The sequence below is a fragment of the Allocoprococcus comes genome (assembly GCF_013300725.1).
Lineage (GTDB): Bacteria > Bacillota > Clostridia > Lachnospirales > Lachnospiraceae > Allocoprococcus > Allocoprococcus comes_A.
This window is the reverse complement of record NZ_JAAIMM010000020.1, coordinates 51,442-64,409: the sequence shown is the minus strand read 5'-3', so window position 1 is coordinate 64,409 and position 12,968 is coordinate 51,442. Positions and strand designations below refer to the sequence as shown.

The 12,968-nt window shown below is 43.8% G+C and carries 11 protein-coding genes, 1 pseudogene and 1 other annotated feature; of the genes and pseudogenes, 2 read left to right on the top strand and 10 right to left on the bottom strand.

Going from position 1 to position 12,968, the window contains the following annotated elements; translation table 11 throughout:
* Positions 1 to 224: pseudogene (locus G4407_RS11395) on the top strand (RNA-guided endonuclease InsQ/TnpB family protein); the annotation flags it as partial.
* A gap of 182 nt (positions 225 to 406) precedes the next feature.
* On the opposite strand, the gene G4407_RS11390 reads toward G4407_RS11395, so the two are convergent.
* From G4407_RS11390 to G4407_RS11355, 8 genes are all read right to left on the bottom strand, one after another.
* Positions 407 to 931 carry a 2'-5' RNA ligase family protein gene (locus tag G4407_RS11390; RefSeq protein WP_173688980.1) on the bottom strand — a complete coding sequence of 175 codons (525 nt, stop codon included), beginning with the start codon at positions 929 to 931 and terminating at the stop codon, positions 407 to 409.
* Position 932: 1 nt separating this feature from the next.
* Positions 933 to 1,226, bottom strand: a complete 294-nt coding sequence (locus G4407_RS11385) for a hypothetical protein (protein WP_055249520.1) — start codon at positions 1,224 to 1,226, stop codon at positions 933 to 935.
* 47 nt (positions 1,227 to 1,273) lie between these two features.
* Positions 1,274 to 1,579 (bottom strand): hypothetical protein, encoded by a 306-nt coding sequence (locus G4407_RS11380; RefSeq protein ID WP_173688979.1) that lies wholly within the window; start codon positions 1,577 to 1,579, stop codon positions 1,274 to 1,276.
* Between the two features lie 194 nt (positions 1,580 to 1,773).
* Complete coding sequence (leuS, locus tag G4407_RS11375) at positions 1,774 to 4,200, bottom strand: leucine--tRNA ligase (protein WP_173688978.1); 2,427 nt, start codon at positions 4,198 to 4,200, stop codon at positions 1,774 to 1,776.
* A gap of 118 nt (positions 4,201 to 4,318) precedes the next feature.
* Positions 4,319 to 4,556 (bottom strand) — a binding site (T-box leader).
* An 87-nt stretch (positions 4,557 to 4,643) separates the two neighbouring features.
* Complete coding sequence (locus G4407_RS11370) at positions 4,644 to 5,186, bottom strand: M48 family metallopeptidase (protein ID WP_173688977.1); 543 nt, start codon at positions 5,184 to 5,186, stop codon at positions 4,644 to 4,646.
* The gene (gene recQ, locus G4407_RS11365) at positions 5,177 to 7,012 is read right to left on the bottom strand and encodes a DNA helicase RecQ (RefSeq protein ID WP_173688976.1); all 1,836 of its coding nucleotides are present in this window, start codon (positions 7,010 to 7,012) and stop codon (positions 5,177 to 5,179) included. Before recQ ends, G4407_RS11370 begins: the two co-directional genes overlap by 10 nt.
* Entirely contained in the window at positions 7,005 to 7,946 is a 942-nt protein-coding gene (locus tag G4407_RS11360) for a TIGR03943 family putative permease subunit (protein WP_173688975.1), read from the bottom strand. Before G4407_RS11360 ends, recQ begins: the two co-directional genes overlap by 8 nt.
* Before the next feature lie 15 nt (positions 7,947 to 7,961).
* Positions 7,962 to 9,146 carry a CobW family GTP-binding protein gene (locus G4407_RS11355; RefSeq protein ID WP_173688974.1) on the bottom strand — a complete coding sequence of 395 codons (1,185 nt, stop codon included), beginning with the start codon at positions 9,144 to 9,146 and terminating at the stop codon, positions 7,962 to 7,964.
* A gap of 201 nt (positions 9,147 to 9,347) precedes the next feature.
* Here G4407_RS11355 and G4407_RS11350 point away from each other — a divergent pair, with 201 nt between their 5' ends.
* Positions 9,348 to 9,770 carry a DsrE family protein gene (locus G4407_RS11350; RefSeq protein WP_117834357.1) on the top strand — a complete coding sequence of 141 codons (423 nt, stop codon included), beginning with the start codon at positions 9,348 to 9,350 and terminating at the stop codon, positions 9,768 to 9,770.
* A 93-nt stretch (positions 9,771 to 9,863) separates the two neighbouring features.
* Here the strand turns inward: G4407_RS11350 and G4407_RS11345 are convergent, their stop codons facing one another.
* Positions 9,864 to 11,474 carry a CvpA family protein gene (locus G4407_RS11345; protein WP_173688973.1) on the bottom strand — a complete coding sequence of 537 codons (1,611 nt, stop codon included), beginning with the start codon at positions 11,472 to 11,474 and terminating at the stop codon, positions 9,864 to 9,866.
* A 39-nt stretch (positions 11,475 to 11,513) separates the two neighbouring features.
* Positions 11,514 to 12,959 carry a TrkH family potassium uptake protein gene (locus tag G4407_RS11340; RefSeq protein ID WP_173688972.1) on the bottom strand — a complete coding sequence of 482 codons (1,446 nt, stop codon included), beginning with the start codon at positions 12,957 to 12,959 and terminating at the stop codon, positions 11,514 to 11,516.
* Positions 12,960 to 12,968 lie beyond the last annotated feature (9 nt).

Here is a 12,968-nt window from a genome sequence, read left to right as displayed (position 1 = left end):
ATACAAGCCAGTGCAGCCCGTTATCACCAGAAGTATCAAAAAGATATGCAGAAGCATCAAATCGAAAAGAGCGGGGCATGTATATAACCAATGGAGTAAGATTTAATGCAGATGCAATAGGCGCCTTCAATATCCTGCGGAAATATCTTTCCGTATCCGGAAAGCGGAAGAAACTGTCCATAACTGGACTAAAAAATCCAGAAATAATAAAAGTAGCTGCATAGCCGAAAGGTAAGCAGTATTGGTGTCATGGACGCACCCTGAAAAAAGGCGGTATCCCGCCAAAAATCAGATGCTCTGGTAACTTAGTTGCCGAGTAGTTCACTAGAACTGTGCTCGGATAGTTCCTCTGATAGCGAAAAAGAAGATTTTCACGTGTCGATTCAGATCCGTGAAAATCTTCTTTTTATTTTAACTTTATCTTACATAAATCCCTGTATGGATTCGTCCTCGCAAGCCCAATTTCAACCGCTTCACCTGTAAACGGTGCAAACTGGTTCTGCATCACAGCAAATGCCTCCCGCATTTCCGCCTGGTTCAGTCTTTTTCCCAGTGTTGTATGTGGGAACCAGGAAAATGGCTGGTATCTGCTCTGAACCCGGACACCCTCCAGGTATCTGATCTTGGTGAAAACGGTCTCTGACATCTTCTGCAAATATACATTTAAAACCGGTGCCAGATAAATGGTATGTGGCAGAAAAATCCCTACCGAACACCAGAAAATCTGTCCATTTTCCAAATCCTGTTCCATTTTCTTAAAACAGGATATTGCTTTTTCTTCCTCTGCCATATCAAATGCCGACAAAGTAATATGCGGCGGAACCTGTCCGTCAATCATCGCCGCATTGCCTGTCTTTCGTGCAATCTGTTCCATATACAACTGGATTTTCCGGTTCGTACTTTCGTCAAAATAAAGCGATATGAGGTACATGCTATCCTTTCAGTCCCGCTGACTGCCGGATCATATCTTCCACTACGATATCGTAAATCTCGCCGATACTGTTACAATATTCCAGAATCTTCCATGGCTCGTTTGTATGGAAATGAATTTTGATCAGGTCTTCATCTCCTACCGCGATCAGGCAGTTTCCTTCAAAATGTTCGGATATATATTCTGCAATCTCATCTTCATCCAGATCTTCATCTCTTCTGTCGATCAGAAGCTGCGTATCATAACGGTATGCAAACTGATCCTCTTCTACATCTATACTGTGTACATTTTCCATCTGTTTGTTCCTCCTTACTCAAAGTTCAAGAACAGTATAGCATATTTTTATTTGTTATCAAATGTAATATTTCTGACCATATTCCGGTTGATCAGCTGGATTCCCTTTTTCCCTGCATCCACTTTGATCCACTGGGAATCAGCTTCCATAAGTGTTCCTTTGATCGCACCTACTTCGTTAAAAAGACTTATTGTACAGTTTTTTCCCATATACTGATCTAACATTGAACCTTCCATATCTTTGATTTCCTTTCCGTCTGCTAAAATTGTGATTACGCTCTGTGTCTGCTGCATCGCCTGCATCATTGTTACCATATTCAGGTTGTTGATTGCAACCATTGTTGCAATGTCCATACCGATCCACCTCCTGCTTTTTGAATCTTAATATACCGGTGAAATCTTTTCTTTATTCTACTTCATATTTGAGGATCCGTAAAGGGATTGCTGGAAGTTCGTTCGATTGACGGGCATACGCCCTATAAATAACTCAAGCCGAGGTCAAATTCCTGCTAGCAGGATTTGACCTCGGCTTTCCTTATTTGCACTGCCTATTTCTGAACAATGTTTATGATTTTCTTCGGAACGTAAATTTCTTTTACGATATTTCCTGTAAGTTTATCTGCGATTGCTTCTTTTCCGGCTGCGATTGCTTCTTCTTTTGTAGTCTCTGCGGAAATCTTGATGACTGCTCTTGTTTTTCCATTGATCTGTACCGGAATTTCGATTTCATCATCTTTCATGGCTTCTGCATCGTATTTTGGCCATCCGGCACGGAATACGCTTTCTTTGTTGCCAAGTTCTTCCCAGATTTCTTCTGCCATATGTGGCGCAAATGGTGCAAGTAATACTGCGAGGGTATCCAGAGTATCTCTGTCTACTCCGCCTTCTTTCTTGGCGATTGCAACCAGTGTGTTGGTGTGCTCCATGAATGCAGAGATTACTGTATTCAGGCTGAAGCTTTCCAGACGGGTTGTGATATCATAAACCAGTTTGTGACGTACTTTGATCATCTCTTTGGTTGGCTTGATATCTTTGTCCTTGCTATCCATAAGCAGGTTCCAGAGTTTCTTAAGGAAACGGTATACACCGTCGATTCCTCTGTCATCCCACTCTGCATCCAGTTCCGGTGGTCCTACGAAGAGTTCATACATTCTTAAGGAATCGCATCCGTAATCTCTTACAAGATCATCCGGAGATACGACATTTCCTTTTGATTTACTCATCTTGATACCGTTCTTTCCGGTGATCATTCCCTGGTTGAACAGTTTGATAAACGGCTCGTCAAAATCGATCACACCGATATCGCAAAGGAATTTGGTATAGAATCTTGAATACAGAAGGTGAAGTACTGCATGTTCCACACCACCGATATACATATCTACCGGAAGCATTGCATCTGCTTTTTCTCTGGATACAAGTTCTTCATTGTTGTGGTTATCTACATAACGCAGGAAATACCATGAAGATCCAGCCCACTGCGGCATGGTATTGGTTTCACGTTTAGCAGGTTTTCCACAAACCGGGCAGGTTGTGTTTACCCATTCATCGATTCCTGCAAGTGGAGATTCTCCTGTTCCTGTCGGTTCGTAAGATTCTACATCCGGCAGTCTCAGTGGAAGCTGATCCTCCGGTACCGGTACAGCGCCACAGTCCGGACAATGTACGATCGGAATTGGTTCTCCCCAGTATCTCTGACGGGAGAATACCCAGTCACGCAGCTTGTAATTTACAGTTGCACGTCCGATTCCTCTTTCTTCGATGATGTGTGGAGCTTCTTTCTTAAGGACAGAGCTTTCCATACCATTCCACTCTCCGGAATTGATCATTGTTCCGGATGCTTCTGTGTAAGCTTCTGTCATATTTTCGATTTCTTTACCGTCTTTTGCAATAACCTGAATGATCGGGATGTTGAACTTGGTAGCAAATTCAAAGTCACGGTCATCATGAGCCGGTACGCACATGATTGCTCCTGTACCGTAATCAGCCAGTACATAATCAGAAAGCCAGATCGGTACTTTTGCTCCATTCAGAGGGTTGATTGCATATGTTCCTGTAAATACACCTGTTTTTTCTTTGTCCTGCAGACGGTCTACGTTAGACTTCATAGAAGAATCGAAAATGTATTTTTCTACTTCTTCTTTGTGTTCCGGTGTTGCAAGCTCTGCTGCAAGCTTATGCTCCGGTGCAAGTACCATGAAGGTTGCTCCGTGAAGGGTATCCGGTCTTGTTGTGTATACAGTGATCTTATCTTCTCTTCCTTCAACCGGGAAGTCTACTTCTGCACCGTAAGATTTACCGATCCAGTCTGTCTGCATCTTTTTAACTTTTTCCGGCCAGTCAAGCTTATCCAGGTCATTTAACAGACGGTCTGCATATTTTGTGATACGCAGCATCCACTGACGAAGATTCTTCTTTGTAACTTCAGCGCCGCAACGTTCGCATTTTCCGCCTACAACCTCTTCATTTGCAAGACCTGTCTTACAAGACGGACACCAGTTGATCGGGAATTCTTTTTCGTATGCAAGTCCTTCTTTGAACATCTTCACAAAGATCCACTGTGTCCATTTGTAGAAATCAGGATCTGTTGTATTGACTTCCATATCCCAGTCATAAAGAGCTGAGATCTCATTGATCTGACGTTTGATATTTGCGATGTTTGCTGCTGTCGATTTTGCAGGATGGGTTCCCATCTTGATCGCATAGTTTTCAGCCGGAAGACCGAATGCATCCCATCCCATCGGATGAATGATATAATATCCCTGAAGCAGTTTGTAACGGCTCCATACATCGGAGATAACATAGCCTCTCCAGTGTCCTACATGAAGACCATTGCCTGACGGATACGGGAACATGTCCAGACAATAATATTTCTTTTTCGGGTTGCCGTTTTCATCCACCTTCGGATTGACCGGATTCTCAGCCCATTTTTCTTTCCATTTCTTTTCGATTGCCTTATGATTGTAAGGTACTGCCATTTTTCTTTCCTCCTGGTATTGTTTCAGTATGAAAAAAAGTGTCTTAACCTTTTATTTAGCAGGAAATTCCATCAGGATTTCCTGTTAAATAAAAATCTTTCGCCTCTTTTGATAAATTCAAAGAGACGAAAGATTAAATTCCGTGGTACCACTCTTCTTCGCCGCATCCCGGTAACATAACTTACGGTGCAGCGCACTTGTGATTCTATAACGGGAATTCCCGCTTCTGCCTATCTGAAAACCGTTCAGCAGAAGAACTCAAAGGCGAGTTCAAAGATCTGATCTGCTGCCTTGCACCGCCCGGCAGCTCTCTGTACAGACTCTAATCTTTTACTGATCCTTATCCTTGTTTTTTTCATATACTCTGTTATTATAAAAATAAATACAAGTTCCGTCAAGAGATTCTTGATTGTTTTTTACGAATTCTTGATTATTTTTACCATTTAAAATTGATTTCCGTTATCTCTCAGCCATTTTCTATATTTTTTATAGTCCGGCATCCACGTCGCCACGACCTTCCAGAATGCAGCGGAATGATTCATTTCTCTACGGTGTGCCAGTTCATGCACCACAACATAATCCAGAACTCCCGGAGGCATCAGCACCAGCTTCCAGTTGTAATTGAGATTCCCCACGCTGCTGCAGCTTCCCCATCTGGTCTTCTGCTCCCGGATGGAAATACGCCCATAGGTCACACCCATTTTCCGGGCATAGTATCCGGTCCTTGCGCCTAATACTTCTCTTGCCAGATTCCGGTAATATTTCTTTTCTGCTTCCGGCATCTCCCTCTTTTCCTGCCGCTTCATTGCATTTTCCTTCTGAAACTTCACCTTCTGCCGGATCCAGTTCTTTTTTTCCAGAAGAAACCGTTCAATCCGCTTTTTCTCACAGGAATAGGGTGCTCGGACCGTCACATTTCCTTCCCGGTCAACTTCGATTCCGATACTTCTTCGGTTTGATCGGATCAGACGATATTCTATGTCCACGACCGGATCACCTCCAGAAAGCGTTCCCCGTATTTTTCAAACTTAAATTCCCCGACACCGGAAACTTCCAGCATACTGCCCTTATCGTTCGGACGGTCAATACACATCTGCACCAGTGTCTTGTCGGAAAATACAATATACGGCGGAACCTTTTCTTCTCTTGCTATCTCTGCCCGCAGGGCGCGCAGGATTTCAAAAGACTCTTCCTGCTCTTTATTCAGAACCAGTCCTGCTGTTTTCTTCACTTTTTTCTTCGGCGCATCCTTCTCCTCTTTCTCCGGTTCTTTTGCCATCTTCATTACAAATGTCTCCTGCCCTGCAATCAGTGCTTCCGACTTTTCAGTCAGTTTCACGATCATATAAGAATCCGGCGTGGTCTTCAGATATCCTTCTGCCAGAAGCTGGTTGAAGATCTGCCTGAGCTTCCACGATGGCGTCTTAGAAAGTACCCCATAAGCCGGACTGGCACTCATGCCATACTGCCGGATCTTCGCATTGTTTGCCCCATGCACCGTATCCAGGATAACATTGATTCCATATCGCTGATGACTTTCTTTTACACACATGGCAAGTACCCTTGCCTCTGCTGTCATATCCACGGTATCAAACTGCGTCTTACAGTTTGAACAGTTCCCACAGTAATTGCTTCCGTATTCCCCAAAATACCGCAGAATATAATCACGCAGACATTCATTTGTAAAACAATAATAAGTCATCTTTTTCAGGCGCTCCTGATCCCGCTCCATCACGATCCGGCGCGTCAGTTCATCCAGTTCCTGATTGTCGCGGTTGTTCTCAATGAACATCTGGTTTGTGATCACATCCTGTCCACTATATAAAAGCAGGCACTCCCCCGGCTCACCGTCCCGGGCGCAGCGTCCCACTTCCTGATAATAGGACTCCAGATTCTTCGGCATATTGTAATGCACAACAAAGCGGACATTGGATTTATCAATTCCCATCCCGAATGCATTCGTCGCCACCATGATCTGCTTCCGGTCATAAATGAAATCATCCTGATTATCACGCCGCTCCCGATCTGTCAGTCCCGCATGATATCTGGTCACAGAAAAACCATCCATTTCCAGGAGTGCGCAAGTTTCCTCCACCTGCTTTCTGGTCAGGCAGTAGACAATCCCGCACTGATCCGGATGCGCCTCAACAAATGCTTTGAGTGCGGCATATTTATTCTTTGGGGACTGTACCGCAAGGAACAGATTCGGCCTGTCGTAACCTGTCATTACTACTTCCGGATCCTCCAGCATCAGGATATCGATCATATCCTCTCTTACTTCTTTCGTCGCTGTTGCAGTAAATGCACTCACAACCGGCCGCTTTGGAAGATGCTCTACAAACTCTGTAATCTTTAAATAGCTTGGCCGGAAATCCTGTCCCCACTGGGAAACACAGTGTGCTTCATCGACTGCGATCATAGAAATATCCACGCTCATAGCAAAATCCATAAACTCTGCAGTCTCCAGCCGCTCCGGTGCCACATAGATGATCTTATATCTTCCTTCTTTTGCAAAGGCAAGTGCCTTCCGGTACTGCCCCATAGTCAGGGAACTGTTCAAATAGGCTGCATGAACCCCTGCCTGGTTGAGGGATGCCACCTGATCCTTCATAAGAGAAATAAGGGGAGATATCACAAGTGTAATACCTCCCATCATCAGAGCCGGAATCTGAAAACAGATGGACTTTCCGGCTCCCGTTGGCAGTATGCCGAGTACATCCCGCCCGGACAGGATCGCATCGATCAGCTTCTCCTGTCCCGGGCGGAACCCGTCATAGCCAAAAAATTGCTTTAATACTTGAAATTTATCCAAGATATACTACCTCTTCTTCCGGTTTCTCTGCGGATTCCATCTCCAGCATATAAAGAACCGGCTGCTTTGGAACCATCGGACGGTACGCTTCGTACTCGAACTTGACAGTTACTTTTTTCCAGCTTCTCTGTGTGATCTGCGCTGCCCTTCCAAGATTACACGGATATCCATAGAAACGGATATCATCTGCGCAGCAGGTCATGATCTGTCTTCCCGGAATCAGCATATTTGCCGGCATTCCCTTCGGACGGAAAAGCTGTGCAAGGAAGGTGATCTTCTTGTGCTCGTAGCGCTCCGGATGCTCATATGCATCCACATACCAGGTACCAAAGTCCACATCATCAATAAAGATATGGTCTGCTTTCAGATCATATGGCAGATCCTCTTCTGTCTGCGGGATGATATTGCCATCCACGCCTTCAAAGATCAGCTGTGCCTGTGGGTTCTGGATCTTAAGGGCACGTCTGAACGCACTTCGGTCTGTATTTTCCCCACAACGGTTGATGATGATCAGCTCAGATTCTGTAAGCTGGTTCATCAGCATATTCCGCATATTCTTCAGGTACATGTCCAGGGTCTCACCGCTAACCGTTGAGTACACACCCTGGATCTCCCAGTTGCGTGGAAAATCTTCATCCAGGATCTCCTGCAGATCCCAGGTTCCATTGTACTCAATGATCACCTGGACCGGATGATAGATCTTCTCACAGTTTTCAAAGAAAGTTTTATTTAACTTTTCTCTTTCTTCTATATTGAAGAGGAACATTCCGTTCTCATCCAGATATTTTTCCGAGTACTCTTCCTCTCCCTCTTCACACTGCAAAAGCAATGTCGGACCTTCTTCGATCCATTCCTGCTTCATCAGTGTGTCCTTGATAAATGTTGTTTTTCCACTGTCCAGAAATCCTGTACAGATATATACCGGTGTTGTCATCGCCGCTTGCTCCTCCTAGATATGGAATAACTTAACCAGGTCGTCTTCTTTGAGATCTGTTCCGATCACGCATACACGTCCTGTGTAATCAGCCTGTCCCTCACGGACTTCATATTCTTCCGGAACCATATCAAACTGCTTCCAGGAACCGTCTGCCATCTGGATAATTCCTTTGGAACGAAGTACTGTTCCGTAAGCATCTGTCTCAGATAATGCTTTCAACAGGTAATCCAGTTCTTCTTCTGTATACTTGTGGGCAGTCTCCTTGCCCCAGCTTGTAAATACTTCATCTGCATGATGATGTCCTTCGTGTCCGTGGTGATGGTCATGGCATCCGCAGGTGCAGTTCCCATCATGTTCATGATGATGCTCATGCTCTTCATGGTCGTGATCATGATGGTGTTCATGGTCATGATCGTGGCATCCGCAGGTGCAGTTCTCATCATATTCATGATGATGCTCATGTTCGTCATGCTCGTGGTCGTGATGATGTTCGTGGTCATGATCATGATCATGTCCGCAGCCACATTCGTCATCATGATGATGGTGATGTTCGTGGTCGTCATGCTCATGTGCATGTTCTTCCAGGATACCTTCGATCTCAGCGCCATGCTGCAGGGCATGCAAAACGGCATCTTTTCCAAGTTCTTCCCAAGGTGTGGAAATAATGGTCGCCTCTGCATTTTTCTCACGCAGCATATGCACGCACTCTTCTACCTTTTCATCTGTCATCATCTGGGTACGGCTGATAACGATCGTAGATGCATGCTCTACCTGGTTATTGAAGAATTCTCCGAAGTTCTTGAGATAGATCTTTGCTTTCTTACCGTCAACAACTGTGATTCTTCCGTCGATCTCAATATCTGCCTCGTCTTTGACACCTTCGATTGCTTTTACAACATCAGAAAGCTTTCCAACTCCTGAAGGTTCAATGATGACACGGTCCGGTGTATAATCTGCAAGTACTTTCTGAAGTGCTTTACTGAAATCCCCCACCAGTGTACAGCAGATACATCCTGAGTTCATCTCTGTGATCTCAACACCTGCATCTTTTAAGAATCCACCATCAATACCGATCTCCCCAAATTCGTTCTCGATCAGGACCAGTCTTTCTCCCGGAAATACATCCTCGATCAGTTTCTTGATGAATGTTGTCTTTCCTGCTCCCAGGAAACCAGAAATAATATCAACTTTCGTCATTTTTCGTTCCTCTTTTCTTATTATTATAATTTCATAAATTAGCCTTTTCTAACTGCAAATTGTTTCCGAGCTATATCGTATCACATTTCTTTAAAAGATGCAAATAAATAGCTTGTTAATGCATTGTGATTAGTGTATAATAGTTTTATAAAATCCCGTACTTTTTTAGTACAAATTCATAAACAAAGGAGACTTGATAATATGGTTAATTTATTGACAGGCCCAAAAGGAAGCGGAAAAACCCAGCAAATGATCGAACGTGCTAACGAAGCTGTAAAGACATGTGAAGGAAACGTATTCTTCATCAAGAAGAGCCACAGAGATACATACAGCTTATCTTTCAACATCAGAGCGATCTGCATGGATGACTATGATGTAATCACCAATACCGATGAATATCTTGGATTTATTTACGGTATGTTAAGCGCAGACCATGATATCAAAGCAATCTTTATCGACGGTATTTTAAAACACGCCGACATCACACTTGAGAACATTCCTTCTTTCATCGAAACACTGAAAAAGATCTCCAAAGAAAATGATGTAGATTTTTATGTCAGCATCAGTGCAACGAATGAACAGCTTGGTAATGTAAATTTTGAAGATTGTACACTCCTTAACTAAGATAGACATTATCCAAAAGGAGGGATGAAGATTTTCTGTAAATCTTCATCCCTCCTTTTATGGTTTTCCAAATGTGACTAAGCACATTCTATGCTATTTCAAAGACAAAACCGTATTTGCCTTATCCCCTTTTGCATACTCCAGTTTTACATCATCTCCCACATTGTACTTGATGATCTCAATAAAATCGACTACCGATACATCAAAAATCTCATCTGATCCTTCCAGCATAATGTAGTAATGAGAATCTCCATCTATAACGCCCTGGGCGATTTTCGTGATCTTTCCTTCGATCGTGCCGGTATCCATCTTCACTTCTTCTTTTTCCTTAATTCCATTGGTAAGAAGCAGATTATTGTAGGATTCTTCACATGCACTTACCGTATCCCCGATCGCAACAACCTGGTACTTCTGGACATTGACCATTGCATACTTTTTCACAAGTCCTGCATCATCCTTAAGTGCCATAAAGTAAGTCGGCTCCCCGGAAATGTTAAGCAGCAGCGGGAAAGTCGCCCGATACTTCAGGTTCTGTACCTGTCCTTCTGCCGATGCCATCGCAGAATCCTCAATCGCACCTGCCACCGGATAATACTTTGTCTCCATGGTTCTCTGGTTCATCAGAACAAATCCCACATTGGACTGGTCACTGTTTACAGAAGTTACTCCCGTGTACACCCATACATCATCATCAATTGCCAGATAATTGTATCCGTTTGTTGTCTTCAGACAATCTTTCTGGCTGAGTACACTGTTAAAATACCCATGCTTTAACGTGCCATAATAATCATAAAGCTGTACCAGAAGATCTGCCGAATAGGCTCGGTCGATCCATTCCGGGACTTCATCGATCCTGTAGTCCTGCATTTCTCCGGTGATCGCATTGCAGAGCACCACATGCCCTACCGTTTCTCCTCCGAAAAGACCGATATTATACTTTTTGACCGGTGCTACCCAGTATGGAACACCATTATCATCAATTTCAAAACTAAGGTCTCCGTAAATATATGTCGGATGCGCAAAACGAAGATGACGGTAAATATTTCTTCCAAAATGCTCGCTTGTCGAATACTTCATTCCCTGCTCCAGCTTTACCATCTCCGTTGTCTGACTTGCCATATCGATACGGATATATGCAGGAAGTCCATCTTTCCGATTGGTAAACCATTTGATCAGATTCGCATATTTCAAAGGTGACACACGGACCGGACGATCCTTGTAGTTGATCTGACTGTAGATATCGTCCACCTCAAACTGGGATACCATATCTGACATGCTTCCCATCTTCCGGTCTCCTAAAAGCTGCGCAGACTCCTTATCCAGAAGCGGAATCTGGTCAAAGGAAAGCTCCTCGATATCTTTTGTGAATTCGCCCTCTTCTACCTTCAGAAGCTGCTGATATTTCTTCGCATTTACAATCGGTGAAGAAAGAATGGTTCCGGCCAGATAAATCACTACTAAAAGGATAAAAAGACGGAAACACCATTTGAAACCTTTGGATTCTTTCATCTCCTTCAGATCAATCACTCCGTATCGCAAGCCTTTTTTTCCTGCAAACACAAGACCGACCGCAAGTACCAGAACCAGCACAAAATACCACACTCCGGAAGAATGGATATTAAAAGCCGGCAGTGATACATAATACCAGATTCCTGCTGCCACTAAAAGCAGCAGAAAACTGATCGCTATATTTTTCTTTTTCATAAATTCTCCTTTTCATCGTTTTGCCTATCCAAAGCTGTCTTAGAATTTTCTACTCCAAAGTGACGGTGAGAACAGCATCAGGAACGGGAAGATCTCCAGTCGTCCGATCAGCATATCCACACAGAACACGATCTTCGAGAAGTCTGAGAACTTCGCAAAATTTTCCACAGGTCCTACCAGATTCAGTCCCGGTCCTACATTATTAATTGTAGTAAGCACTCCGGTAAATGAAGTAGTAAAATCAAAGTTATTGATCGAGATCAGAAGCACGGATACGATCAGGATTAGTATATACGCAATAAAGTACACATATACCCCCCGCATCGTCTCTTCTTTCACTTTTTTCCCATTTACTTTTACGATATTGACTGCTTTCGGATGGATCATAGTTTTCAGCTCCCGCCGGATGCTTTTTGCCAGGATCAGAAGTCTTGATACTTTGATACCACCGCCTGTTGAACCGGCAGAAGCACCGATTACCATCACAAGAAGCAGAACACATTTGGAAAGTTCCGGCCACTTGTTGAAATCTGCCGTCACAAATCCAGTTGTCGTGATCACGGATGCCACCTGGAACACTGCATAGCGGAATGCCTTTAAAAGGGAATGATAACCTCCGGCGATATTGCAGGTGATCACAACGGTTGCTCCTGCAATGATTCCCAGGTAAGCCCGCAGCTCCTCATTCTTAAATACACTCTTAAAATCTTTCAGAAGCAGAAAGAAATACAGGTTAAAATTGATACCAAACAGGATCATAAATACGGTGATCACACCATCAATATAGGCACTGTTGAAGTGTGCCACACTTGCATTGTAGCTGGAAAATCCTCCGGTACCGGCAGTACTGAATGCATGTGTCACTGCATCAAACAGGTTCATCCCTCCTGCCAGAAGAAAAACTACCTCAATTGCAGTCAGTGCAAAATACATTCCATACAGGATCCTTGCGGTTCCTCTTGCCTTTGGAACCAGTTTATCCGCCTCTGGTCCCGGAACTTCCGCACGCATCAGATGCATGGAATTCTTCTCATCCAGAGAGGTAAGTACCATAACAAATACCAGCACTCCCATTCCACCAACCCAGTGTGTCAGGGAACGCCAGAAAAGAATTCCTTTCGGAAGTCCTTCAATCTCAGTCAGGATCGTAGAACCTGTCGTCGTAAATCCAGATACTGTTTCAAACAAAGCATCCACATAGCTTGGAATACTTTTACTGAGTACAAATGGAAGTGCACCTGCAAGTGACCAGAAAATCCAGGCCGTTGCAACAATGATCAGGCCATCTTTGGCATAAATCGTCATGTTCTCCGGGCATTTTCTGCCAAACAGCAGATAAATTGCCGTCAGGATTGCAGCTGTAATCAGAAAATAAACCGATGTATGCTCGCCATAAATAATGCCAACCATCATTGGAAGCAGCATCAGCAGTCCCTCTGCTCCCATCATCTTGCTGATGATATAGCGTATCATTTTCACATTCATTTCTTTTCA

Coding starts and splice junctions, on each gene's coding strand:
- G4407_RS11345 (WP_173688973.1), bottom strand. CDS start 11,474: ATGAAAAAGAAAAATATAGCGATCAGTTTTCTGCTGCTTTTAGTGGCA.
- G4407_RS11340 (WP_173688972.1), bottom strand. CDS start 12,959: ATGAATGTGAAAATGATACGCTATATCATCAGCAAGATGATGGGAGCA.
- G4407_RS11350 (WP_117834357.1), top strand. CDS start 9,348: ATGGTTAATTTATTGACAGGCCCAAAAGGAAGCGGAAAAACCCAGCAA.
- G4407_RS11390 (WP_173688980.1), bottom strand. CDS start 931: ATGTACCTCATATCGCTTTATTTTGACGAAAGTACGAACCGGAAAATC.
- G4407_RS11385 (WP_055249520.1), bottom strand. CDS start 1,226: ATGGAAAATGTACACAGTATAGATGTAGAAGAGGATCAGTTTGCATAC.
- leuS (WP_173688978.1), bottom strand. CDS start 4,200: ATGGCAGTACCTTACAATCATAAGGCAATCGAAAAGAAATGGAAAGAA.
- G4407_RS11355 (WP_173688974.1), bottom strand. CDS start 9,146: ATGACGAAAGTTGATATTATTTCTGGTTTCCTGGGAGCAGGAAAGACA.
- G4407_RS11380 (WP_173688979.1), bottom strand. CDS start 1,579: ATGGACATTGCAACAATGGTTGCAATCAACAACCTGAATATGGTAACA.
- G4407_RS11360 (WP_173688975.1), bottom strand. CDS start 7,946: ATGACAACACCGGTATATATCTGTACAGGATTTCTGGACAGTGGAAAA.